Origin of the sequence: Nocardia sp. BSTN01, from assembly GCF_015354405.1 — a bacterium.
Taxonomy (GTDB): domain Bacteria; phylum Actinomycetota; class Actinomycetes; order Mycobacteriales; family Mycobacteriaceae; genus Nocardia.
In genome coordinates this window covers 56,464-79,042 of sequence record NZ_JADKYP010000002.1, presented here as the reverse complement: position 1 = coordinate 79,042, position 22,579 = coordinate 56,464, and the positions used below count along the sequence as shown (strand labels likewise).

Sequence of the window (22,579 nt, the reverse complement as noted above, 5' to 3'; positions counted from 1 at the left end):
GAACCTCCTGTGCCTTGCCGGACACCCGCACCCGGTCGGACCGACGAGCAGCTGCGCCGGTGTGTCTCATCGACCCTCCGTGGTCCCGATCGCGCGGCCGATGCGCTGGGCGGCCAGCACCACCGCGACGATCACCAGGCCGGGCAGGGTGGTCATCCACCAGGCGAGCACGAGGTAGTTGCGTCCCTCCGAGATCAGCGAACCCCACTCCGGGGTGGGTGGCGTCGCACCGTAGCCGAGGAAACTGAGCGACGAAATCGCCAGTACCGCAACGCCGAATTCGACCGCGGCCAGCGCGGCGACCGGCGCGTACGCGGTGCGCAGGATGTGGCGCAGCAGCACGGTGTGCCAGCGCACCCCGGACGCGAACGCCGCCTCCACGTAGGGTGCGCGACGCACCCGCAGCACTTCCGCGCGCATCACCCGCGCGAAGCGGGCGATCAGCGCCACTCCCACCGCGATGGCCACATTCCGGGTACCCAGCCCGAGCACGGTGATGAGTACCAGTGCCGACAGCAGCTCCGGAATCGCCAGCAGCACATCGACTCCGCGCATCACGACGGCATCGACGGTGCCGCCGAGAGTGCCCGAAACGAGACCGATCGCCGAACCGATCACCAATCCCAGCAGCACGGCACACACGGTCGCCGACAGTGTCAGTGCCGCCCCGTGCGCCACCCTGGTGTACAGGTCGCGGCCGAGGTTGTCGGTGCCGAACCAGTGCTGCAGGCTCGGGCCGCGGAACTTCTCCTCCGGCACTCCCGCGCGCGGATCGTTCCCGGCGAGAAGCGAGGGCGCGACCGCCCAGCCGAGGACCACGACCAGCACGAGAATCGACACCGCGAGTCCGGCGGAGGCACGCAGACGTTTGGGCGCGAGCGCCCGCCGCAGTTCCGTGGTCCGTGCGGCCGCGTGGTCGGCGATGAGCAGTGTGTCAGACATGAGCGCCCACCTTCTCCCGGGCGACGGCGACGCGAGGATCCAGCAGCGGATAGATCAGATCCACCGCCAGGTTCACCACCACGAAGGCCAGGGCGGCAATCAAAACGATGCCCTGCACCACTGGAATGTCTTGATGCAGCACCGCGTTCTGGGTGAGCCGGCCCAGGCCGCCGCGCGAGAACACGGTTTCGACCACCACCGAACCCGCCAGCACCGTGCCGACCCACAATCCCGCGACGGTGAGCGCCGGCCCGGCCGCGGCGCGCAGCACATGCCGCCACTGCACCCACAGCCGCGAGGCACCCTTGGCGAAGGCCACATCGACGAACGGCTGCCGCCACGTGGCGGCCAGACCGCTGTAGAACACCTGCGCGATCACCGCGCCGACCGGCACGGCCAGTGTGATCGCGGGCAGGATCGTGCCGTGCAGGCCCGTCCCGCCGAACGCGGGGACGAGCCGGAGCCGGAACGAGAACAGTTGCAGCAGAAGCAGTCCCACCCAGAACGTGGGCATCGCCGCACCGATCGGCGGCAGCGCCGTCAGCAGATTCCGCAACCACGGCCGCCGGGTGTAGGACGCGGCCACGGCCAGCGCGGTGCCGAAGACGATCGCCAGCAGCAGCGCGAGACCGGCCAGCGCCAGCGTCGAGGGAATCGACTGCGCCAGCGCGCCGGTGACGGACTGCCCGGTGTTCAGGGAGCGTCCGAGATCACCGCGGACGGCATGGGTGAGCGCGGTCCAATACTGTTCCGGCACCGAGCGATCCAGCCCGTATCTGGCCCTCAGTTCCGCGATGGCGGCCGGATCCGGAGGTACGCCCGGATCGGCGTCGACGGCCATCTGCACCGGATCCGACGGCAGCAGGAACAACACGGCGAAGGAGATGGTGAACGCCGCCCACAGCACCCCGATCGCCTGCAGCACCCGCACGATCACATACCGGGTCATCGGATTGATCACTTGCTCAACCAGGTGTCGTAGAACTGCAGGCGCGCCGAGGCCTCGAACTTCAGATCGTGCACCACGCCGGATACCCCGATCGCCTGTGACAATTCGATCGTCGGCAGCCACAATCCGTTCTCGATCACCGATCGCTGCGCCTGCCCGATGATCCCCGCCCGTGCCGCCGGATCGGTGGTCGAGAGCTGGTCGGCGAGCGCCTGGTCCAGCGCCGGAATCGGCCCGCGCTGGTTGAGGTTTCGCTGACCGCGCCCGAATGTGGTGCGCAGGATGTCGCCGTCGGCGCGGGTGGTGTTGAAGTAGGTGGCGTCGAAGTCACCGGAGTTCTGCCGCGCGGTGTAGTCGGCGACGGGCGTCAACTCGAGCCGGATGTCGACCCCGATCTTGCGCAGTTGTTGCTGCACCAGTTCCAAGGTCGCCTGATTCGCGGCGAACTGCGCACCGAACAGAACACCGAACGACAGCCGCCGCCCGTCCTTCACGCGGATCCCGTCGCCGCCGGGCACCCATCCGGCCTGATCCAGAATGCGGCGCGCCTGGTCGGGGTCGTAGGCTATCGACGTCGAAAGATCCACGTAGCCAGGTGTTTTCGAGGCCAGCGGTCCGGTGGCGGGCAGGAACTGCGGCCCCAGCACCGTATCCACCAGCTGCTTGCGGTCGATTCCGTGCAACAGGGCCTGGCGCACGGCGGAATCCGACAGCGGCGCGCGACTCACATTCGGCTGCAGCCCGAAGGGAACGCCGGGGTTCGAGTCGAACTGCACCTTGGCGCCGGCGGCCTCGAGCTGTGGAATGTCCTGGGGCAGCGCGTCACTGACGGCGTCGAGCTGATTCGACGACAGGCTGCCGGTCCGTACTCCGGCCTCGGGGACGACCGTGAATTCGATGCGATCCAGATACGCCTCGCCGGAATGAGCGAATACCGCCGAACCCCACCGATAGCCGGGGCGCTTCACCAGCGTGGCCGACGCGTCCTGGCGATAGCCGGCGTAGACGAACGGACCGCTGCCGATGTTGTCGCCGAGGCAGCGCTGTTCGGCCGGTTTCGCGGTGGTCGCGTCCGCGAGAATGCCGAGCTGCGGTGTCGAGGAGGCCTGCAGGAACTGGGCGTTGGGCGCGTCGAATCGAACCTCGGCGGTGAGCGGATCGACCGCCGTGGTGCCCGCGTACCCGGCCAGATAGCTCGCTCCCAGCGGTGCTTTCGCCGCGGTGAGGGTGTGCACGATGGCGTCGAAGTTCTTCTGCACCGACGTGGCGGTCAGCGGCGTGCCGTCGCTGAACGTGACGTCGGGCCGCAGATGGAAGGTGAAGGTCTTCGCGTCCGGGCTCACCTGCCAGGACGTGGCCAGCCACGGCTTGATCTCCCCGCTGGCGGGATCCTGGTCGGTGAGCGAATCCACGATCTGGCGTGCCACGTACAAGGTCTGGTTGGTGGCGGCCTGGGCCGGATCCGAGCAGGTCGGCGCCTGCGACAGGCCGTAACGCAGGGTGCCGCCCGGCTGCGGGGGACCGGCGTCGCCGCCACCACCGGTGGTGTTCGCGCACGCGGCGATCGCCAGCGTCGCGGTGAGCGCGAGCGCCGGCGAGAGGATTCGTTTCATTCGGTGACTCCGGGTGGATCGATGCGAGATTTCATACGTGGACGGCACCGGCCTCGCCGCGCACCGGCGGAGAGCGGAATCCGGACCGCACCGGGGTGTACACGGCGTCGCGCTCGCGGGCGAAACGATTGCGCCGCTGGGCGTTCGCCACACGCGTCGGATACTTCTCGAACGGATGCGCGAGCAGACCCGGCTGAACGGACGGGATGCGTTCGAGCGGTGTGTACCCCGCCGACAGGTACAGGGCGACCGCTTCGGGTTGCCGCGGACCGGTGGTCAGGAAGATCCGCCGATAGCCGCGGCGCAGCGCTTCCGCCTCGAGTTCGGCCAGCACGAAGGTCGCCAGGCCGCGGCGGCGGTGTTCGCGCGCGGTCCAGATGCGTTTCAATTCGGCGGTCCGCTCGTCGTAACGGCGGAACGCGCCGCCGGCGACGGGTTCGCCGTCCTCGACCACCACCAGCAGATCGCCGTGCGGGGCCGCGAAATCGGCGGCCGGGTAGTTCACCAGATCGGCGTGGACCTCACCGACGCTCCCGCCGTAGCGGCTGCTGTATTCGATGGCCAGCTCCGCCAGCAGCGGCGCGGCCATCGGATCGTCCTGGCCGACGTGAAAGACGCTGCGTACCATGGTTTCCTCCATCGGTCCCGGCGGTAGCACCCACACCCAGTCTGGGGGTTGCTGCGACGTCGTGGAGCCGGGTCTCTCGATCGCTCTGGATGGGCGAAACGTCACGCTAGGGGAATTCCGGTGCGGGGTCAGCACTCTGGATCGCACTGAATCCAATCCTTGCCGCGGCGCCCGCCCGGCGGTGTGATTACCGGTGTCGCACCGACCCTGCGAGCCCACGCACCGCCATCTCCGGATCCCACACACCCGGCCGCCCGAGGGTCAGTGGATAGCAGGCCAAACCGAGCACCATCGCACTGAAATGTCCTATGTCGGTGAAGGTTCGGTTCGTGAACACCGGAATCGCGTAGAAGACGACCACCCCCAGCAGATACCCGTACCGCCACGGCTTCGCGATCCGATACACCAGGACGGCGATCACACCCGCCAAGGCGTAGCTCACGCCGTAGTCGAGGGTGTTCACCGCGGATTCGGGTGCGTAACCGTGATGAATCGCCCAATACAGCACGCCTTCGCTGAGGTAGGTCGCGCCGACGTGCGCGATGACCACAACCGCCAGCCAGCGCAGCGTCCCCAGCCAGCGTTCGGCCTGGGCGTGGAAGATGCTGTAGCTGACCGCATAGCCGAACCAGCCGCCGCCGGCGAGCCAGAAAGCGCTGGTAATCAGCACGTGCACCGGGTCCTCGCGCAGGTGGTGCAGATTGGTCGAGCGGTTGCCCAGCAGGATTTCGGCCTGATCGGGGGACAGGTGCCGGATCACGAGGGTGGACACGAGCAGGATGGCCAGCCAGATATAGGTGCCGGGCGCGTGCCGGATGTAGTCGCCGATCGCGGCCGCGGCGGTCCGCCACCGGGAACGCTCTCGCCTGGACATCGGTCACCTTCCTCGACGGACATCGAAGATCGCTCCACTATGAGTCCTCGCGCTGCCGTTGCACTCACCCATGGCGGGTGAGCCGGCGCCACACCCCGCCGAATGCCCCGAATACGGCAAAACGCCTGGTCCGGCCATGCCGGGCGCGCGCCGAACGGCGACGACACGTACTCTCTGCTGCGGTGCGACACCGGATTCATGGTGTGGACTGGAGGGTGCTGTGTCCCGGGTGGGCGCTGTGCATGCGAGGTGCGAGACAGAGGCGGTGAGGACGTGCGCAGGCGTCGATCTCTACTGGTGGTGTCGGCGGTACTGACGGCGATCGTCGTGCTCGTCGGCGGATGTGGCGGCTCGGGTGGCGGCACCTCCTCGGCGCCGGTGTCCAAGGGGCCCGATATCACCGCCCCCGCGGCGATCGATGTGCCCGCGGCCGGCCACGGACCACTCAATCCGGCGACGCCCCTCGTGGTGAACTCCGCCGACGGCATGCTCACCAAGGTCACCGTCACCGACGGGGACGGCAAAGCGGTCGCCGGTGATTTCGGCGCCGACCATCACAGCTGGACCTCGAAGGATCCGCTGAACTACGGGGCCACCTACCGCGTCGATGCCCAAGCGGTCAACCTCGCCCAGGTCGCGACCGACAAGACCGTCACCGTCACCACGATCGACGCCGGCCACAAGGCCTACGCGAACGTGGTGCCCGCGCCGGACCTGGTCGCCCAGACCGGTATCGGGGTGGGGCAGCCGATGGTGTTCCAGTTCACCGCACCGGTGGCGAACAAGGCGGAAGTGCAGAAGCATCTGAAGGTCACCGTCACCCCGCCGCAGCCGGGCGCGTGGTACTGGGTCGACGACAAGGATGTGCACTACCGCGCGGCGCAGTACTGGCAGCCGGGCACCAAGATCCACATCGAAGCCAACGTCTTCGGTGTCGACCTCGGCGACGGGGTGTTCGGCGCCGAGAACAACAGCGCCGACTACACGGTCCACGACTCCTGGATCGCGCAGGCCGACGGCAACACCGAACAGCTGACGATCCTGCACAACGGTGCGCAGGTGAACCAGATGCCGATGAGTCTCGGCTCGCCCGGTTTCCCGTCCCACGAAGGGCCGCATGTGATTTCGGAGAAATCACCGTCGATCATCATGGACTCCTGCAGTTACGGGGTCTGCGCCGGCCAGCCCGGGTACTACCGCGAGAAGGTGGACCTGGACGAACGCATCTCCAACGACGGCGAATTCGTCCACTCGGCGCCCTGGTCGGTCGGACAGCAGGGGGCCAGCAACGTGTCACACGGTTGCGTGAACCTCTCACCCGACAACGCCCAGTGGTTCTTCGACCACTTCGGCGTCGGCGACGTCGTGGAGATCACCAGCTCGGGCGGCCAGCCACTGCCCGTATGGGACACCTACGGCGACTGGGAGGTCCCGTGGAACACGTGGCAGGCCGGTAACGCGAGCAGCTGATCCGGCCCACCCGGCCGCTACCATCGGATAATGTCGGCGAATATCCTGCGAATCGTTCCGGCTCTGGCCGTCCTGGCGGCCGGCGTCGCCTGCTCCTCCGGAAACGATTCCACCCCAATGGATTCCACACCCGCCACCCCGGTCGGCCACACCTACGTCTCCACCGACGTCCAGGGCCCGCGAATCCCCGGCGACGGCCCCCTCCGCCTGACCTTCACCGAGGGCCGTCTCAGCGCCACCGCCGGCTGCAACACCCTCATGGGCTCCGCCGACCTGACCGGAAACGCCCTGCACACCGGCCCTCTCGCCGGCACCCGCATGGCCTGTGTGGGCGACCGCGCCGGCGCCGACGAATGGGCGACCTCGCTCCTGCAGGCAACCCCGGCATGGAGTCTCGACGGGACGACATTGACGTTGAAGACCGCCGACCGCGCCGTGACACTGCGTGAGTCCGAACCCGCCGGTTAACGCCCCGCGATCCGATCAGCGCACCGTGAAAGCCCAAGCCCCAGTTGGTCAAACCCGACCCCGATCGCGTCGGCGTTCTCACCTTCGGTACCGAACTGGTGACCGGCGCCGACGGCACTATCGCGGGACTGCTCGGCGCCTCCCCCGGTGCATCGACGGCCCCCGCGATCATGCTCGACCTTCTCGCGCGATGCTTTCCTGAGGAGCAAAGCCGGTGGGAACCGATGCTTCACAAGATGATGCCGGCGAGGACAGCACCGGTGGGTATCGACCAGCAAGCCGTGGACCACAACCTTGCCCGGACAGGCCGGGTTCTCGGTCTGGCCCGGTAGAGGTTTCAGTGGCGCCGAGGGGTCGGAAAGCCATGCGGCCGACGACACAGCACGATCGCTCGAGGCGCTTGGTCGCTGACACAATCGTGTGATGACGGCTGCCAGAAGTGTCCGCCACCAGAAGATTTCGGCATCGCTGGCGTACCGCAGCGATGTCGAACTCGCCGAGTTGGTGAGTACCGGTCGAGTCGTCAGCGTGGGTGTCGGTGGTGGCGCGGCGCTGGTCGACGTCGACAGTGTGCCGGTGTTCACCAAGCGGATCCCGCTGACCGACCGGGAGGTCGCCAACTCCGGCTCCACGGCGAATCTGTTCGATCTGCCGATGTTCTGCCAATACGGTATCGGCGGACCGAGTTTCAACGCCTGGCGCGAACTGGCGGCGAACATCATCGTCACGGATGCGGTTCTGGCCGGCGAGACGCAATCCTTCCCGATCCTCTATCACTGGCGGGTGCTACCCGGCCGGTCGCCGGTCGCAGTCGACCACGCCGACATCGACGCCGTGGTCGCCGCCCAGGGCGGCAGCCCAGCCGTGCGGGCCTGTCTCGAAGCGCTGGCCGCCGCTCAATGCAGCCTAGTGCTGTTCTGCAGTACATCCCCTATCCGTTGGAGGACTGGTTGCGGGAGGACCCGGCAAACAAGGCCGTCACACTCGAGCGGCAGCTTTCAGAGGTTGTGACGTTTCTCCGGAATCGGGAGTTGCTGCATATGGACGGACACTTCGGCAACCTGCGCACCGATATGGAGCGGATCTACCTGACCGACTTCGGCCTGGGCACATCGCCGAAATTCGACCTGTCACCCGCCGAGCGGGACTTCGTCGAACAACACGCCACTCACGATGCCGCCTACGCCGCCATGCGACTGGTCAACTGGCTGGTGACCGATATCTGCGGGGTACCGACACCGCCCAGCGGCGGTCCTGTCGCTCGTAACGAGTACGTACTCCGTTGCGCCGCGGGGCACATCCCGGATGACGTGCCACCGACGGTCGCCGAGATCTTGACCCGGCACGCACCCGCCGCCGCGAGAATGAACGCCTTCTACTGGAAACTGTTCGGCGGCGACCTCCACACGGACTATCCCGATATCTGAGGGCGATGGGTCGATGCGCCCGGTCGTTTGCTGGGAACCTGCGGGTAGGGAAACGGCGTGCAAACATGGTCGATATGGCGATTGCTACGGGATCTGTTGCTCACGTCCGTCTTACGGTGTGCGATATCGGCCGGTCGCGGGCCTTCTACGAGCAGGTTTTCGGCTGGCCTGTGGCGCTGGAGGTCCCGGCCGATGCTGATGAGGAGACGCGTGAGCGTCTCGGTTTCCTCTTCGGCGGGGTGATCTACCGGATGGAACATGGTTTGATCGGGCTGCGGCCGGTCGGTTCCGACCGGTTCGACGAGAATCGTGTCGGTCTCGACCATCTTGCCTTCACTGTCGCCTCACTTGCCGAATTGGAAGCCGCCGCAGCACATCTGGACGCGTGCGGAGTCGCGCATGAGGACATCAAGGACATCGGTATCAGTTACATATTGGAGTTCCGGGATCCGGACAACATCGCCCTGGAGTTGGTCGCGCCCAAGTAGTCGTCGGGTGCGTGGACGGCGGCGATAGCCGGGCTCGGTATGGCCGGCGTCGCCGCCGCACGACCGAGCCCGGCATCCGGCGTCGTGCCCGGACGCGAGGTCCGTGCGCCGCCCCGACCTACGGGCGCAGGGTGCGGTCGAACAGATTCAAGAGTTCGCGGTAGTGCCGTTCGGCGGCTTCGGCGTCGTAGGCGGAGGTGTCGGCCTGGGTGAACCCGTGGTGGGCACCCGCGTAGACCTCGGTGCGGTGGCGAACGCCGGCGTCGGCGAGTGCCTTGTCGAACGCGCCGATGTGTTCGGCGGTCATGTGGTCGTCCTCGCCGGCGTGAGCGAAATACAGATCGCCCGTGATGTTTCCGACGCTGCGGTGCGGACTGTCCGCGGCGTCGGTGACGAGCGGTCCGCCGTGGAATCCGGCCACCGCCGCGACCCGATCGGGAAACATGGCGGCGGTCAGTATCGCAAGGCGTGCACCCATGCAATAGCCGGTGACGCCGACCTTGCCTGCGATGACCTTCGGCGACGCCGTGAGCCAGTCGAGGTAGGCGCCGGCATCGGAGCGCCAGAGCTCCGGTGTCAGGTCGCGGATCATGGGGAAGACCTGCTGGAAGATCTCGGGTCGCTGCGCCGGGTCGATGAAGTCCGGCAACTCGATCACCGGTGCCCGGCCGTGGCGGTAGTAGGCGTTGGGAAGCAGGACGGTGTAGCCGTCGGCGGCGATCCGGTCGGCCAGTGCCCGCAGGCTGGGCCGCAGCCCGAAACCGTCCTGGATCACCAGCACTCCCGGATGGGCGGCGCCGTCGGCGGGGGAGGTGAGGTGGGCGTCGGCGACACCGTGGGGTGTCTGCACGTCGACCGACATACCGTGCGTTGCAGTCATCGTCGAATCCTTCTGTCGTAGTCGGGTTTTCGTGATCGACACGACGAAGGCGGAGCACGGGCGGCATGACGGCGGACCCGATCGATACGCGAGCCCGTACCGGCCCGAACGGCGCTCAGAAGAGCACCGGGTAACCCATCCGTGTGTGGCGCGAAGCCGTCCCGGTAGACATCGGCTCACACCATAGCCCACCGCGCCGATGTCGAACCGTCGGCACCTGACGATCCGGCGCGAACGTCCGGCACATCCCGGTAGGGTGTTCCGGACTGGCAGGAACTGTTATTCGAGTAGTCGGTATTCGAGCCAGGACCGAGGGCAGGACGCCTCGGCACCCTGCGTTGATGATCGGGGCTGGGAGGGACCCAATGCCGCCGAAACAGTGATTCAGTCTTCGGGGGCGGCGATCTCGCGGCGAGCGAGAATGATCCCGCCGAGTGGACTTTCGGCCGAGGTCAGAGTTCTGTCGGCTTCGACGACGAAGCCGGCATCGTCCAGCCACGCGCGCATTCGGTTGTGCTGGCGGCGATAGACGTAGAGGTGCATCGGGTGCCCGCCGTAGCCTTGGGTTTTCAACTGCGACTCGTCTCCGACGTGGAAGCCGAGTAGCAGCGGTCCGCCTGGGCGGAGCACTCTGTGGAAGTGTTCGAACACAGAACTGAGTTCGTCATCGGGGACGTGGATCAGTGAATACCACGCGACCAGGCCGGCCATCGAGGCGTCCGTGAGGGCGAGGTTTGTCATAGAGCCGACTTCGAACCGGAGGTCGGGGTGCTCGCGGCGGGCCACTTCGATCATCCTGGGCGACAGGTCGATTCCGAATGCGTCCACATCTAGTTGACGCAGGTGGGCGGTGATCCGCCCGGCCCCGCAACCCACATCCGCAACCAGCCCCCCGCCCTGGGTGTGCACGACATCTGCGAACGAGGCCAAGGCTGCGCGCTCTTCGGGTGTTTCGTCCAGAAGGTGACGGGTGAGGTCTGCATAGTTGGTCGCGACGGTGTCGTACGACCTCCGCGTCTCATCAAGCCAGCCGTCAGCGTTCAGTCCTGTTCCCACAGCCGAAGGCTACTCGAGGGTCCGAGCGGACCGGTCAAGCACTACCGGCCGTTCCGGACTGGCAGAGGCCGGTATTCAGGTATTCGGCATTCTGGTCCGTGGGGCCGGTGCGGTCAGCGGCTATGGTCGCCGGGTGCGTAGCGACTCCAGGTGCCGCCAGCATGCTCGCGGTGGCGGTGGGCGGTGGTGTAGTGGATGCCGAGGGCGTCGGCGACGACCGGAGCCGGGGCCTGCAGGACCAGTTGGCGCAGCGCGGAGACACGGCCGGTGATGGTGGGAACGCCAGTCTTGGCGGACTGCTGGCCGAGGGTTTCGGGTCGGAGCGGTTGGCCGGCGCGGCGGCCTGGAAACAGCCAGCGGGAGTTCGGGTTCGTCGCGGTCCGCATGTTCGTGCGCTGGTCGATCAGGTCGAGGACCAGGCCGGCGAAGGGCTCGGGAACCGGCGTCGGTGGTTCTCCGAACCGGATCGAGACACCGTCGTCACTGGTGACGACGTCATCGACGGCGAGCCGGATGATCCTGCTGAGTGGCTGCCCGTAGAGCAGCAGCAGCGTGAACGCGACCCGCAACCGGAGGTCGATCTCGTTGTCGGTGAGGAGTTTCCGCAGGATCTGCAAGCGCCGATGCTGCGTGAGCGGCTGTCCGGGCCGGGCTGGTGAGGCCGGGATATCCAGCCTGGGCATGCGGCCGGAGGACTTCGCCCAGTCGAAGAACGGCTTGCAGCTGGCGCGCTGGTGGACCAGGTGGCTGGCGTGCCAGCGGTCGAGCGCGGCCTGGTCGCAGCGGCGCAGGGTCAAGTCGGATTCGCTGAGCCAGGCCAGGAACTCGGTGGCCCGCATGATCTTGGCGCCGGCGTTGCGACGACTGCTCGGGGTCAGTGGTCCGCGGTCAGCCCGCGCTCGCAGCCAGGGCTGAACCTTCCAGGTGGCGAACTCTCTCACGACCCGGCGATGATGGCGATTGCCGATCGAGGCGAGGTGACCAGGCAGCCAGCGCTGGAAGAACAGCAGCTGCTTGTCGACCTCCGGCAGCAGGCCGCAGCTCATCAGCAGTTCGCGCAGGTGCGCGGCCGCCCGCCAGGGCCGGAAGCCGGCGCATCCGGTGCAGATCGGGGTCCGCTGCGGTGTCAGCCCGGGCAGGGTGCGGTCCCGGCCGCAGCCCGGGCAGCAGCCTCGGACCCGCAGAGCGCGGTCGCTGCAGGTGCGGCAGCACGGGCCGCCCGGCCAGTAGGCTGCGACGTAGGCGTGCCGGCCGCAGCGGACGCAGCCGCGTTTCTGCCAGCGTTCGAGCTGTTCGCGGCTGGGCGGCAGGCTCATTGGTCGGGCCGGACGCGGGCTCGTTTGGGCCGGATCGTGGCGGCCATGTCGACGACGTTCGCGCCGGCGGCCGCGGTCTTGCGGGGCGCGACGTTCTCGGCTCTGGTGGCGATAAAATCGGCTGGGGTGCAGTCGAATATGTGGCAGAGCGCCGCCAGCACCGGCGCGCCGGGGCGCGGTGGCTACGGTTGAGGACGCGGCATCGGTGGCGGTAGGTGAGTGAGGTGGTCATGGGGAACCGCGCGGCGGATCCGATCGTCCCGGGGAGCTTCGCGACCGCTCCGGAGTCCTACGCGGATCACTCGATCGGCGACATCGTTCGCATCTGGGCGCAGCACATCCCGCATCGGGCGGCTTTCGTCACCGTCGGCGGGTCGACCAATTGGAGCGAATACGACCGGTGGGCGGACACGATCTGCGACCAGGTGCGCGCTGTTCCCGGCGGTCCGCGTTCGCGGGTCGCGCTGCTGTTGCCCGATACCGCCGCCGTCCACGCGGCGCTGTGCGGATGCTCGCGCGCGGGTCGTATAGCCGCGGCTGTCGGTGTGCGGTCAGGGGTGCGCGAGATCGCGCACGTGATGCGGCGGACCGACGCGTCGACACTGATCACCGTGCCCGAGATTCGCGGCAGAACGTGGCAGACGCTGGTGCGGGAACTGGCGGCCGAGGGTGTGACGCCGGGCGACGTTTTGGTTGTCGACGAGCAGTCGGGCGCCCTCGCACACCATCACATCGGCGCGCGGCGCACGAACGAAACCCATTCTGCCGGTGTGCCTTTCACGCCGTCGGACGTTTCCGTTCTCAACTCGACCTCGGGAACCACCGGGACACCGAAGATCGTCGCGCACACCGAAAGCCGATGGACGGCCTTCGCGCGCGAAGCGATGCTGGGCGCCCGGATCGGACCCCAGGACGTCATCTGCTCGGTGGTTCCGGCGCCGTACGGATTCGGCCTGTGGTCGGCGCATTTCCTGCCCGCACTGCTGGGCGTCCCGGTCGTCGTCACCGGCCGCTTCGACGCCGAGGAGACCGCGATGCTCATCGAGCGCGAGCGGGTCACCGTATTGTGCTGTGTCAGTACGCAATTCAAGATGCTGTTGCGTTCGGGGGCGCTCGAGCGCCGTGACATGTCCAGCCTGCGGGTGCTGTACACCGGTGGGGAAGCCGTGCCGTATCGCGATGCCCGCGCGTTCGAGGAACGAACCGGCGCCAAGGTCCTGCAGTTCTACGGCTCCAACGAGAGCGGCGCGGTGAGCCGGACCACCCTCGACGACGACACCGACACCAGGCTGCGCACCTGCGGGCGCACACTCCCCGCGATGAACGTCCGCGTGCTCGACGAGGCCGGCGCCGACGTACGAGGCGCGGTCCGTCGCGGCCGGCCTGCGGTGCGCGGGCCACTGGTCTCGGCGGGTTATTGGGACGATCCGGCCGCCGACGCCGAGCTGCACACGCCCGACGGGTGGACACTGCTCGGCGACATCGTGGAGATCGACGAGACCGACCGGGTGCGGGTGGTCGGACGGACATCGGATTTCGTCATCCGGGGCGGCAAGAACGTATCGATCGCCGAAATCGAGGAACTCGTGCGCGAGCACGAGGCGGTCATCGCCGTGGCCGTCGTCGGCGTTCCCGACGACGTCTACGGCGAACGCGTCTGTGCCGTGGTCGTTCTCGCCGACGACGCGACCCTGGACGCGGCGGGCCTGTCGAGCCGGCTCCGATCTCGCGGGGTCACCAAGGAATACACGCCCGAATATGTCGTGGTGGTGGACCGGCTGCGGCTCGCCCCGGGCGGCAAGACCGACCGCGGGGCCGCTCGGGAGGCCGCGATGCGCATGCTGGGGCTGCGGTGACCGGACTCGAACTTCCCGATCTGCCGGTCCGGGCCGCCCTCGACCATCTCGTCGCGACATTGGCCGACCGGCAGACCGCGGTGCTGGTCGCGCCTCCGGGCACCGGGAAGACGACGCTGGTGCCGTTGGCGCTGGCGCAGAACAACTCCGGTCGTGTGCTCGTGGCCGAGCCACGGCGGCTGGCCGCTCGGGCCGCGGCCGGGCGGATGGCCGCGCTGCTCGGCGAGCAGGTGGGCGAAACCGTGGGCTACTCGGTCCGCGGGGATCGACGAGTCGGGCGGCGGACCCGCATCGAGGTCGTGACCTCCGGCTTACTGGTGCGCCGCCTCCAGGACGATCCGGAGTTGGCGGGTGTCGACGTGGTCGTGCTCGACGAATGTCACGAGCGCCATCTCGACGCCGATCTGCTGTTGGCGCTGTTGCTGGACGCCCGCGCCGGATTGCGGCCCGACCTGCGGGTCCTCGCCACCTCGGCGACCGTTGCCGCCGAACGACTTTCGGCCCTGTTGAGTGCCGACGACGCGGCTCCGGTGGTGCGGGTCGAAGCGCAGGCCTTTCCCGTGGACACGACCTACGTCCCGCCCTTGCCCCGGGAGCGGATCGACGCACAGGTCGCACGCGCCACCCGGACCGCACTGGCCGAAACCGCGGGCGACATCCTGGTCTTCCTGCCCGGCGCGGCCGAAATACGCAGAGTAGCAGCACTTCTGAACGATCAGGACGAGGTGGATATCGTCGCGCTGCACGGCAGACTGAGCGCGGCGAGCCAGGACACGGCGTTGCGGCCCGGGCCGCGGCGGCGTGTGGTGCTCGCCACGGCGGTGGCGGAGTCGAGCCTGACGGTGCCCGGCGTGCGTGCTGTGGTCGATTCGGGTCTCGCTCGTGTGCCACGCATCGATCGGGCGCGTGGGCTGTCCGGGTTGGCCACGGTTCGTGTCTCGGCGGCCGTCGCCGACCAACGGGCCGGGCGGGCCGGGCGCGAGGCCCCGGGCCGGGTGTGGCGATGCTGGCCGGAACACGAGCACACCACTCTGCCCGCCTATCCCGAGCCGGAGATCCGCACCGCCGATCTGACCCGGCTGGCCTTGGAACTGGCCTGCTGGGGCACGGCGGACGGGCACGGTCTCAGTTGGTGGGATCCGCCGCCGGCCGGTGGGCTGACCGCGGGCCGGAATGTGTTGCAGGCGTTGGGTGCCGTGGACGCCGACGGTGCCGTGACCGACCGCGGGCGGCGGATGGCCCGCATCGGGCTGCACCCGCGACTGGCACGCGCGTTGCTCGACGGAGCGGCCGAGGTGGGGGCACGAACGGCCGCGGAAGTCGTCGCCGTCCTCGACGACGACACCCTGATCTCGGGTGTCGATCTCACGGCCGGCCTGCGTCGGCTCCGCCGCGAACAGCCGGCGCGCTGGCGACGCGAGGCCGAGCGGCTGGCCCGGACGGTCGACGGGCCGGAGGGTACCGACGATCCCGCTTACGTGGTGGCGCTGGCATATCCGGAACGGCTCGCGCGGCGGCGCGCCCCGGGCTCGGCGAGCTATCTCATGGCCGGCGGCACCGCGGTCACGCTGCCACCGGCCTCCGGAACCGGCGATCCGGAATGGCTGGCGGTGGGTGTCGCCACCCGCGACCCCGGTCGTTCCGAGGGCTCTATCCGGCTGGCCGCGGTCGCGGACGAACGCCTCGCTCGCCGCGCCGCCTCGGATCTGCTGACGACCGTCGACGAGGTCGAGTGGGCCGACGGCGATGTGGTGGCGCGGCGCATCGAACGGCTGGGCGCGATCACCCTGTCGGAGAAGGCACTTCGCGACCCGGACCCGAGTGTGCTCGCCGCCGCCGTGCGCCGAGGGCTGAGCTCGTCCGGACTCGGCCTGCTGTGCTGGCCCGCCGAGGCGACCGCCCTGCGTCAGCGCCTCGACTTCCTGCACCGCACCCTCGGCGACCCGTGGCCGGCGGTCGACGACGAGGCACTGCTCGCCGCCGCCGACACCTGGCTCGGCCCCGAACTCGCCGGCGCGCGCCGCCGCGCCGATCTCGAACGCATCGACACCGGACAAGCCTTGCGTCGCGTGCTGCCCTGGCCGGATGCGGCCCGCATGGACGAACTCGCACCCGAACGTGTGCCGGTCCCGTCCGGCAGCCGCCCCCGGATCGACTACTCGGCCGATCCGCCGGTGCTGGCGATCAAGGTGCAGGAGATCTTCGGCTGGACGGACGCGCCGCGCCTCGCCGACGGTCGCGTCCCGATCGTCCTGCATCTGCTCTCACCCGCTCAGCGACCGGTCGCGGTGACCGCGGATCTCGCCTCGTTCTGGCGCACCGGCTGGCCTCGCGTCCGCGCCGATCTGCGCGGCCGCTACCCCAAACACGCCTGGCCGGAAGACCCCACCACCGTGCCCGCCCACCGCGGGACCGCTCGCAACGCAGGCCGCGGTTAGTCCGGCACGCGAACCGCGACGTTCTCGATGAAGTCGACCACCAGTTCCCGCCGCGAAAACAACCAGTTCTCCCCGGTGCGGGCGAAGGTGTCCTGGTAGCGGAGGGCGACCCGCCGGTCTCGGTAGCCGTCGTCACGCCGTGAGATGTGGTGTGCCGTGCAGTAGACCTCACCCCGGACGTGGTCGGGTGAAAGCGGCTCGAGCACATGCTGTTCCATGACGTGGCGGGTGAGCACGAAACGGGACACCGCGTCCATCACCGACGAGACCACGCGCTGCCTGCCCGCCAGCTCGACGGTCGTCTCCGTCGCGTTCAGGACGGGCGGTAGCACGAGGACCGCGTCGGGCGTGAACAGCGCGGAGAGCGCCGCACTGTCCCGGCGGTCGACGGCGCGCGCATATCGTGCCGTGAGTGTGGTGATGGCGAGTCGGTCCGATTCCACCTCCTTATCCTCGCCGCTGAACCCGGCGCGGGAACAGCGTTTTCCGGTGGGTGGGACCTCGCCGGTCATCGGGCCGGTGGACACCGCTAACGTGCGAACGACGTATCGCGACACCCGCGAACGGCAGAGGAGAACCACAACGACGGCGAATTCGTCCACTCGGCGCCCTGGTCGGTCGGGCAGCAGGGGTCGAGCAAAGTGTCGCACGGCTGTGTGAACCTCTCACCCGACAACGCCCAGTGGTTCTTCGACCACTTCGGCGTCGGCGACGTCGTGGAGATCACCAATTCGGGCGGCCAACCACTACCCGTGTGGGACACCTACGGCGACTGGGAGGTCCCGTGGAACACGTGGCAGGCCGGTAACGCGAGCAGCTGATCCGGCCTGGACGAGGGCGACGAATACCGGGATGTCGACCTTGCGTTCAGGCTGCCCGGCCCGCTCGATCCAGTGCTCGCGGGGCGACTTCCCGGGCCGAGCGTAGAGTATGCCCGGCCGACTGTGTCCGCCGTAACGTCGGCAATGAATTTTTCACTCGCACAATCGGTCTGCGCTGGTCAGGCCGAATTGAGGGAGGTAAGAAATGATGGACGAGCTGGCAGTGTCTCGCCGACGGTTGTCTCCGGGTGGCCTTGTCCGCGCCGGTGCCGCGCTCGCCGCGACCGCCGTGGCTGCCGTTGCGGTGTCGACGTCCGGTACCGGCGTGGCGAATGCTGCTGTTCCGGTGGATCCGTCGGGCTATCTGACCAACGGGACGGTGTATTTCAGCTACAACAACATGGCCAACTGCGCCATCGAGTCGAACGGCAACGTCGGCTGCGATTCGATCGGCGCGCCGATCACCTGGTTCGGCATCCCGGTGACCAACGTCTCGATCGATCTACCGTTCCTGCCCGCCCACCCGGCCCTCGGCCCGCTCGGCACGCACGGGCAACCCGGCAGCCTCCAACTCAGCGGCACCAGCCCCGGCCCTGGCCAGGCCTACGGCGAGGACGGCAGCATCACCTACGCGGGGACCACCTGCGTCGCAGGCAGCATGCGTGCCGAGGTCACCTGCACCGCGAAAGGCCACAGCTTCGCCTTCGGCTTCTCCAACAATTTCAACTGACGATCCCGCGCCGGCCTGCCTCGCGCATCCGCCGGGTTGAACGCCACGATTTCGGTCGTCGAAGCAGCCGGAAATCATCTGCCGGAACCGAGTCCGCATCGACGGGTGAGGCAGATGGTTTTCGGCCGTGGCCGGCGGCGGGCGGGTTTGCGAGCTCTCGTGGACGTGGATTCGGGCGCTCGCCGGCCCGGTGAACAGTCCGTTCCGGCAATCGGCGAGAAATTCGCGGCGGTTGACGGCAGGATGGCTGGTATGCGCGCACTCATCCAACTCCGTCCCTCCGCCGAACTGATTGCCGCAGTTGCCGATCCGGCCGTTGCGGTGGCCCCGGCCGATGTCGCCGGGGATTTGCCGGAATTCGACCTCGACCACGACTTCGCACCGCTGTCCGTCCCCGATACGGCGGCCGCCGAACAGGCGGGCGCGGGTTCGGTGGTGGTGCGCGGGCAGATCCCCGACGGCGACCTCGACGCCACGGTGGCGCGCCTGACCGGAACCCGCGGCGTGGCAGGCGTTTTCGCGGACCCGCGGATCGAGACGAACCTCACCTGCGGCGGCGATCCGGCGGTCGGCACCTGGCACGACGTCCAAACCCTGTTGCACACCGGCGATCTGGCCGCCGGGGGAATGGACGGAAAATCCGTCGCGGTGGCGATCGTCGACACCGGGATCAACGCCGCCCGCGTCGAGCAGGCGCGGGGCGGGCCGGTGACCGTCGACGCGACGCGCAGCTGGAATCCGCCGGGAGTGAGCGGCACCGCCGGACAGTTCCCGGTCGACCACGGATCGATGTGCGCGTTCGACACCCTCATCGGCGCGCCGAACGCCACCCTGCTCGATATTCCGGTGTTGCAGAGCAAGACTCGCGGCGGCTCCACCATGGACGGGCTGCTCTCGGACGCGCTGGCCGCCTACGCCCATCTGCGCACCGTGCTCACCGATCAGCCGGAGGCCACCCGCACGCTGGTGATCAGCAACAGCTGGGGCGCGTTCTCCCCGGACTGGGACTTCCCGGTGGGGCAGCCCGGCAACTACTCCGACAATCCGTCCCACCCGTTCAATGTGATCGTCGGCTCGCTCGAATCGGCCGGGGCCGACATCCTGTTCGCCGCGGGCAACTGCGGCCGCGACTGCCCGGATGGGCGGTGCGCCTACCAGGATCGGCCGATAGGCGGCGCGAATTCGCATCCGAGTGTGCTGAGCATCGGCGGCGCGGACACCAAGGGGCAGCGCGTCGGCTACTCCTCGCAGGGGCCGGGCCGGCTGTCCGATCGCAAACCCGACATCTGCAGCTACACCCACTTCCTCGGGTCCACGGTGTTCGGCGCGAAGGAACCCGATACCGGCACGTCGGCCGCCTGCCCGGTCGCCGCGGGACTGGTCGCGGCGATCCGGACCGTCTACCCGGCGAGCAAGCTGGCCCCGGCGCAGCTGCGAGATCTGTTGCGGCGCACCGCGACCGCGCAGCCCGGCGGATTCGACTACGACTACGGATTCGGTGTGGTCGACGCCGCCGCCCTGCTGGCGGAGCTGAAGAACACCGAGATCCGCGCGTAGCGTGGAACCATGCCGCTGCTCACCGTCCGGCTCGCCAACGACCCCACCTTGGCGGCGGCGCTGCGCGAACTGCACCTCACCGAGGCCGAGGTCGACCTCGACTACGGCCTCGTCGCGGTGGACCCGGAGCAGCACCTGTACGCGCTGCGGGTGAGCGATGCGGCCGCGACGCGAGCGGCGGCGGTCTCGGATACCGCCGAGATCTTCGCCGACCCGCGCATCGGCCCGGCGCACGACGCCGGGCCGGATGCGCGGTCGCCCCGGCTCCCGCCCGACGACTCCGCTCCGGCCTGATCGCGCACGAATTACGCCGTCCCGCTGCCGAATTGGCCCGTATGCGCTATATATCGGCGATACGTTTCCGACCCCGCGAGGAGCCTTCCCGTGTCCGATCATCCGGTCGACCTCCGCACCGATGTGGCACACCCCGCCCGTATGTACGACTACTTTCTCGGCGGCAAGGACCACTACGAGGCCGACCGCCGTGCCGCCGAGACCGCTCTCGCGAACTTCCCGGCGGTCCGCCTGACCGCACGCACCAACCGCGAATTCATGCGCACCGCGACGCGTTATCTCGCCGAGCAGGGCGTGCGCCAGTTCCTCGACATCGGCACCGGGATCCCGACCGAACCCAATCTGCACCAGGTCGCGCAGGAACAGGCGTGCGAATCGCGGGTGGTGTACGTCGACAACGATCCGATCGTGCTCGCGCACGCGCGGGCCCTGCTGGTGAGCGCGCCCGAAGGCCGCACCACCTATGTGCAGGCCGACGCCGCGAACCCCGAGGCGATCCTCGGCTCCCGCGAACTCCGCGACACCCTGGATCTGTCACAGCCGGTGGCGATTTCGCTCATGGCGGTGGTCCACTTCGTCCCAGGCGACGTCTACGCCATGGTGAACACGCTGATGGACGCGCTGGCCCCCGGCTCGTATCTCGCGATGAGCCATGTCACCACGGATTTCGACAACGGCGCCAACGATCCCGACGGGATGGGCCGCCTGCTGCAGGTGTATTCGGATCAGGGCATTCCGGTGCGCCCGCGCAGCCGCGACGAGGTCGCCCGCTTCTTCGACGGCCTCGAACTCGTCGAGCCGGGTGTCGAGGTGATTCACCGGTGGCGGCAGGAGGGCATCGAACATCCCGCCGACCACGACAAGAAGGTCTCGCTGTACGGCGCGGTCGGCAGGAAGGTGTGAGCGCCGACCGCGAATTCACCCGCCACGTGTGACGCGCGCCCGCCGCCACCGTCGTTAGCGTCGCTGCCGAGTGGCAACGACGGTCTGTGATCGGGAGACCGGTCCGGTGGACGGGTGGAGGACAGGTGGCGGCACGCTGGGTGATATTCGAGTCCTTGGCGGGATATCGCCCGCAATGGTTGCGTGCCGATGTCGTCGCCGGCCTCACGGTATGGGCGGTTCTGGTGCCGGAAGCACTCGCCTACGCGTCGATCGCGGGTGTGCCGCCGGTGGTGGGTCTCTACGCCGCCGTGCCGTCGCTGGTGCTGTACGCGCTGGCGGGCAGCTCCCGCCATCTGGTGGTCGGGCCCATGTCGGCGACCGCGGCATTGTCGGCGGCGATCGTGACGCCGATGGCGGGTGCCGACGGCGGCCGCTATATCGCGTTGTCGGCGGGGCTCGCCATCGCCACCGGAATCGTGGGCCTGATCGCGGGCGCGATCCGGCTCGGCTTCGTCGCGGCGTTCATCTCCGAACCGGTGCTGAAGGGTTTCATCATCGGGCTGGCGTTGACGATCATCATCGGCCAGGTACCGAAACTGCTCGGCATCCCTAAACATGAGGGCAATTTCTTCGAACAGGCCTGGGATGTGCTGCGTCATCTCGGCGATGCGCAATGGCGGACCGTGGTGGTCGGTGTCGTGAGCCTGGCGATCGTGCTGGTTGTGAAGCGCTGGCTGCCGCTGGTACCCGGTTCGCTGCTCGCCGTGCTGGTCGGGATCGGCGCGGTCGCCGTGCTCGATCTGGACGAGCGTGGCGTGGCCATCGTCGGCCACATCGACTCGGGCCTGCCGGCGCTGGGGCTTCCGGACGGACTCGATGTCAGCGACTACATCGATCTGCTGGGGCCCGCGGTCGGCGTGCTGCTGATCGGCTTCGCCGAGGGCCTCGGCGCGGCGAAAACCTATGCGGCCCAAGCGGGTTACCAGATCGACGTCAACCGCGAACTGCTCGGACTGGGCGCGGCGAATCTGGGCGCCGGGCTGGCGTCGGGCATGGTCGTGAACGGCAGCCTGTCCAAAACCGCCGTCAACGGCTCGGCGGGGGCCAAATCACAGGGCAGTGGGCTGGTGGTGGCGGCGCTGACCGTGCTGACCCTTCTTTTCCTCACCGGTCTGTTCGAGAACCTGCCCGAGGCGACGCTGGCGGGTGTGGTGATCGCGGCGGTGATCGAGCTGGTCGACTTCGCGGCGCTGCGCCGGCTGTATCGGGTGTGGACGCAGCGACTCGGCGGAATCTACGGTAAGGCCGCCCGCGCCGACTTCGCCGCAGCCGTCGCGGCGATGATCGGCGTCCTGCTGTTCGATACGCTGCCGGGCCTGCTGATCGGCATCGGCATCTCCATGCTGCTGCTGGTGTATCGCACGTCCCGTCCGCATGTGGCGCCCGTGGTGCGGTCGGGCACGCTGTGGCTGGACGCGGACCGGCATCCGGAATTGACCCAGCGCCCCGACCTCGTGGTGGTGCGGGTCGAGTCGGGCCTGTTCTTCGCCAACGCCGACTATGTGCGCGGACGGATCGAGCAATTGTGCACCGACCGGACCCGGCTGGTCGTGCTCGACGCCGAGACCTCGCCGAGTATCGACGTCACCGCCGCGGCGATGCTGGCGGACCTGCGCGACGATCTGGGCCGGCGCCACATCGACTTCCGCATCGCCCGCTCGATCGGCCAGTTCGGTGACACGCTCGGCACCGCGCAAGCGCAGGCGACACCGGTCGGGCTGTATCCGACCGTGACGGCGGCGGTCGCGGACCTCCCCGATGTGGACGAACACTCCGACGGCACCGAGCCGACGCGATAGGCGAGTTTCACGTGCGATTCGGCCACAG

General features: G+C 68.6%; 22 protein-coding genes, 2 pseudogenes and 1 riboswitch. Of the genes and pseudogenes, 15 read left to right on the top strand and 9 right to left on the bottom strand.

Annotated features, from left to right (window positions below):
• Positions 1–66 precede the first annotated feature (66 nt).
• From IRT45_RS01990 to IRT45_RS01970, 5 genes and pseudogenes are all read right to left on the bottom strand, one after another.
• The gene (locus tag IRT45_RS01990; RefSeq protein ID WP_194804154.1) at positions 67–942 is read right to left on the bottom strand and encodes an ABC transporter permease; all 876 of its coding nucleotides are present in this window, start codon (positions 940–942) and stop codon (positions 67–69) included.
• Entirely contained in the window at positions 935–1,891 is a 957-nt protein-coding gene (locus IRT45_RS01985) for an ABC transporter permease (RefSeq protein ID WP_194804399.1), read from the bottom strand. The genes IRT45_RS01990 and IRT45_RS01985 overlap by 8 nt, the downstream gene beginning before the upstream one ends.
• An 8-nt stretch (positions 1,892–1,899) precedes the next feature.
• Entirely contained in the window at positions 1,900–3,504 is a 1,605-nt protein-coding gene (locus IRT45_RS01980; RefSeq protein ID WP_194804153.1) for an ABC transporter substrate-binding protein, read from the bottom strand.
• A 163-nt stretch (positions 3,505–3,667) separates the two neighbouring features.
• Positions 3,668–4,144: pseudogene (locus tag IRT45_RS01975) on the bottom strand (GNAT family N-acetyltransferase); the annotation flags it as partial.
• Positions 4,138–4,228: riboswitch (SAM riboswitch) on the bottom strand. Its footprint overlaps the pseudogene before it by 7 nt.
• 91 nt (positions 4,229–4,319) lie before the next feature.
• Entirely contained in the window at positions 4,320–5,006 is a 687-nt protein-coding gene (locus IRT45_RS01970; RefSeq protein WP_194804151.1) for a rhomboid-like protein, read from the bottom strand.
• 273 nt (positions 5,007–5,279) lie between these two features.
• Here IRT45_RS01970 and IRT45_RS01965 point away from each other — a divergent pair, with 273 nt between their 5' ends.
• The 6 genes from IRT45_RS01965 to IRT45_RS01945 all read left to right on the top strand — a co-directional run bounded on the left by IRT45_RS01965 (position 5,280) and on the right by IRT45_RS01945 (position 8,859).
• Entirely contained in the window at positions 5,280–6,476 is a 1,197-nt protein-coding gene (locus tag IRT45_RS01965) for an Ig-like domain-containing protein (RefSeq protein ID WP_309240761.1), read from the top strand.
• A gap of 30 nt (positions 6,477–6,506) precedes the next feature.
• Positions 6,507–6,944 (top strand): META domain-containing protein, encoded by a 438-nt coding sequence (locus IRT45_RS01960; RefSeq protein WP_228533358.1) that lies wholly within the window; start codon positions 6,507–6,509, stop codon positions 6,942–6,944.
• 44 nt (positions 6,945–6,988) lie between these two features.
• Positions 6,989–7,276 carry a malate:quinone oxidoreductase gene (locus IRT45_RS01955; RefSeq protein WP_194804149.1) on the top strand — a complete coding sequence of 96 codons (288 nt, stop codon included), beginning with the start codon at positions 6,989–6,991 and terminating at the stop codon, positions 7,274–7,276.
• 91 nt (positions 7,277–7,367) lie between these two features.
• A complete protein-coding gene (locus IRT45_RS36590; protein ID WP_228533356.1) occupies positions 7,368–7,955 on the top strand; it encodes a hypothetical protein in 588 nt (195 codons plus the stop codon).
• The gene (locus IRT45_RS36585; RefSeq protein WP_228533354.1) at positions 7,952–8,371 is read left to right on the top strand and encodes a hypothetical protein; all 420 of its coding nucleotides are present in this window, start codon (positions 7,952–7,954) and stop codon (positions 8,369–8,371) included. Before IRT45_RS36590 ends, IRT45_RS36585 begins: the two co-directional genes overlap by 4 nt.
• A gap of 74 nt (positions 8,372–8,445) precedes the next feature.
• Positions 8,446–8,859, top strand: a complete 414-nt coding sequence (locus IRT45_RS01945; RefSeq protein WP_194804148.1) for a VOC family protein — start codon at positions 8,446–8,448, stop codon at positions 8,857–8,859.
• 118 nt (positions 8,860–8,977) lie between these two features.
• Here IRT45_RS01945 and IRT45_RS01940 read toward each other — a convergent pair whose 3' ends face one another.
• The 3 genes from IRT45_RS01940 to IRT45_RS01930 form a co-directional block, all read right to left on the bottom strand.
• Positions 8,978–9,739, bottom strand: coding sequence for a dienelactone hydrolase family protein (locus tag IRT45_RS01940; protein WP_194804147.1), 762 nt, complete (start codon positions 9,737–9,739; stop codon positions 8,978–8,980).
• Positions 9,740–10,123: 384 nt separating this feature from the next.
• The gene (locus IRT45_RS01935; protein WP_309240760.1) at positions 10,124–10,795 is read right to left on the bottom strand and encodes a class I SAM-dependent methyltransferase; all 672 of its coding nucleotides are present in this window, start codon (positions 10,793–10,795) and stop codon (positions 10,124–10,126) included.
• Positions 10,796–10,908: 113 nt separating this feature from the next.
• Positions 10,909–12,111, bottom strand: coding sequence for a hypothetical protein (locus tag IRT45_RS01930; protein WP_194804146.1), 1,203 nt, complete (start codon positions 12,109–12,111; stop codon positions 10,909–10,911).
• Positions 12,112–12,156: 45 nt separating this feature from the next.
• On the opposite strand from IRT45_RS01930, the gene IRT45_RS01925 reads away from it, so the two are divergent.
• The 3 genes from IRT45_RS01925 to hrpB are packed head-to-tail and all read left to right on the top strand — an operon-like array spanning position 12,157 to position 16,405.
• Positions 12,157–12,303 (top strand): hypothetical protein, encoded by a 147-nt coding sequence (locus tag IRT45_RS01925; protein WP_194804145.1) that lies wholly within the window; start codon positions 12,157–12,159, stop codon positions 12,301–12,303.
• A 23-nt stretch (positions 12,304–12,326) separates the two neighbouring features.
• A complete protein-coding gene (locus tag IRT45_RS01920) occupies positions 12,327–13,967 on the top strand; it encodes a class I adenylate-forming enzyme family protein (protein ID WP_309240759.1) in 1,641 nt (546 codons plus the stop codon).
• A complete protein-coding gene (hrpB, locus tag IRT45_RS01915) occupies positions 13,964–16,405 on the top strand; it encodes an ATP-dependent helicase HrpB (RefSeq protein ID WP_194804144.1) in 2,442 nt (813 codons plus the stop codon). The genes IRT45_RS01920 and hrpB overlap by 4 nt, the downstream gene beginning before the upstream one ends.
• Here hrpB and IRT45_RS01910 read toward each other — a convergent pair.
• On the bottom strand, positions 16,402–16,848 hold the full coding sequence (locus IRT45_RS01910; RefSeq protein WP_309240758.1) for a nuclear transport factor 2 family protein: 447 nt from the start codon (positions 16,846–16,848) through the stop codon (positions 16,402–16,404). The genes hrpB and IRT45_RS01910 overlap by 4 nt on opposite strands.
• A gap of 138 nt (positions 16,849–16,986) precedes the next feature.
• Between IRT45_RS01910 and IRT45_RS01905 the strand changes: the two are divergent.
• The 6 genes and pseudogenes from IRT45_RS01905 to IRT45_RS01880 all read left to right on the top strand — a co-directional run.
• Positions 16,987–17,226 (top strand): annotated as a pseudogene (locus tag IRT45_RS01905) (L,D-transpeptidase); the annotation flags it as partial.
• A 205-nt stretch (positions 17,227–17,431) separates the two neighbouring features.
• On the top strand, positions 17,432–17,956 hold the full coding sequence (locus tag IRT45_RS01900; protein WP_194804142.1) for a hypothetical protein: 525 nt from the start codon (positions 17,432–17,434) through the stop codon (positions 17,954–17,956).
• A 252-nt stretch (positions 17,957–18,208) separates the two neighbouring features.
• A complete protein-coding gene (locus IRT45_RS01895) occupies positions 18,209–19,513 on the top strand; it encodes a S8 family serine peptidase (protein ID WP_194804141.1) in 1,305 nt (434 codons plus the stop codon).
• Positions 19,514–19,522: 9 nt separating this feature from the next.
• A complete protein-coding gene (locus tag IRT45_RS01890) occupies positions 19,523–19,807 on the top strand; it encodes a hypothetical protein (RefSeq protein WP_194804140.1) in 285 nt (94 codons plus the stop codon).
• Between the two features lie 90 nt (positions 19,808–19,897).
• Positions 19,898–20,710 (top strand): SAM-dependent methyltransferase, encoded by an 813-nt coding sequence (locus tag IRT45_RS01885; RefSeq protein WP_309240757.1) that lies wholly within the window; start codon positions 19,898–19,900, stop codon positions 20,708–20,710.
• A gap of 125 nt (positions 20,711–20,835) precedes the next feature.
• Entirely contained in the window at positions 20,836–22,551 is a 1,716-nt protein-coding gene (locus tag IRT45_RS01880; RefSeq protein WP_309240756.1) for a SulP family inorganic anion transporter, read from the top strand.
• The last annotated feature ends 28 nt before the right edge of the window (positions 22,552–22,579 follow it).

Excerpts from the sequence above, each read along its gene's own strand:
- IRT45_RS01985 (WP_194804399.1), bottom strand. The coding sequence starts at position 1,891 with ATGACCCGGTATGTGATCGTGCGGGTGCTGCAGGCGATCGGGGTGCTG.
- IRT45_RS01925 (WP_194804145.1), top strand. The coding sequence starts at position 12,157 with ATGTCGACGACGTTCGCGCCGGCGGCCGCGGTCTTGCGGGGCGCGACG.
- IRT45_RS01895 (WP_194804141.1), top strand. The coding sequence starts at position 18,209 with ATGCGCGCACTCATCCAACTCCGTCCCTCCGCCGAACTGATTGCCGCA.
- IRT45_RS01960 (WP_228533358.1), top strand. The coding sequence starts at position 6,507 with ATGTCGGCGAATATCCTGCGAATCGTTCCGGCTCTGGCCGTCCTGGCG.
- IRT45_RS01980 (WP_194804153.1), bottom strand. The coding sequence starts at position 3,504 with ATGAAACGAATCCTCTCGCCGGCGCTCGCGCTCACCGCGACGCTGGCG.
- IRT45_RS01990 (WP_194804154.1), bottom strand. The coding sequence starts at position 942 with ATGTCTGACACACTGCTCATCGCCGACCACGCGGCCGCACGGACCACG.
- IRT45_RS01945 (WP_194804148.1), top strand. The coding sequence starts at position 8,446 with ATGGCGATTGCTACGGGATCTGTTGCTCACGTCCGTCTTACGGTGTGC.
- IRT45_RS01930 (WP_194804146.1), bottom strand. The coding sequence starts at position 12,111 with ATGAGCCTGCCGCCCAGCCGCGAACAGCTCGAACGCTGGCAGAAACGC.
- IRT45_RS01940 (WP_194804147.1), bottom strand. The coding sequence starts at position 9,739 with ATGACTGCAACGCACGGTATGTCGGTCGACGTGCAGACACCCCACGGT.
- IRT45_RS01900 (WP_194804142.1), top strand. The coding sequence starts at position 17,432 with ATGATGGACGAGCTGGCAGTGTCTCGCCGACGGTTGTCTCCGGGTGGC.
- IRT45_RS01890 (WP_194804140.1), top strand. The coding sequence starts at position 19,523 with ATGCCGCTGCTCACCGTCCGGCTCGCCAACGACCCCACCTTGGCGGCG.
- IRT45_RS01970 (WP_194804151.1), bottom strand. The coding sequence starts at position 5,006 with ATGTCCAGGCGAGAGCGTTCCCGGTGGCGGACCGCCGCGGCCGCGATC.
- IRT45_RS36590 (WP_228533356.1), top strand. The coding sequence starts at position 7,368 with ATGACGGCTGCCAGAAGTGTCCGCCACCAGAAGATTTCGGCATCGCTG.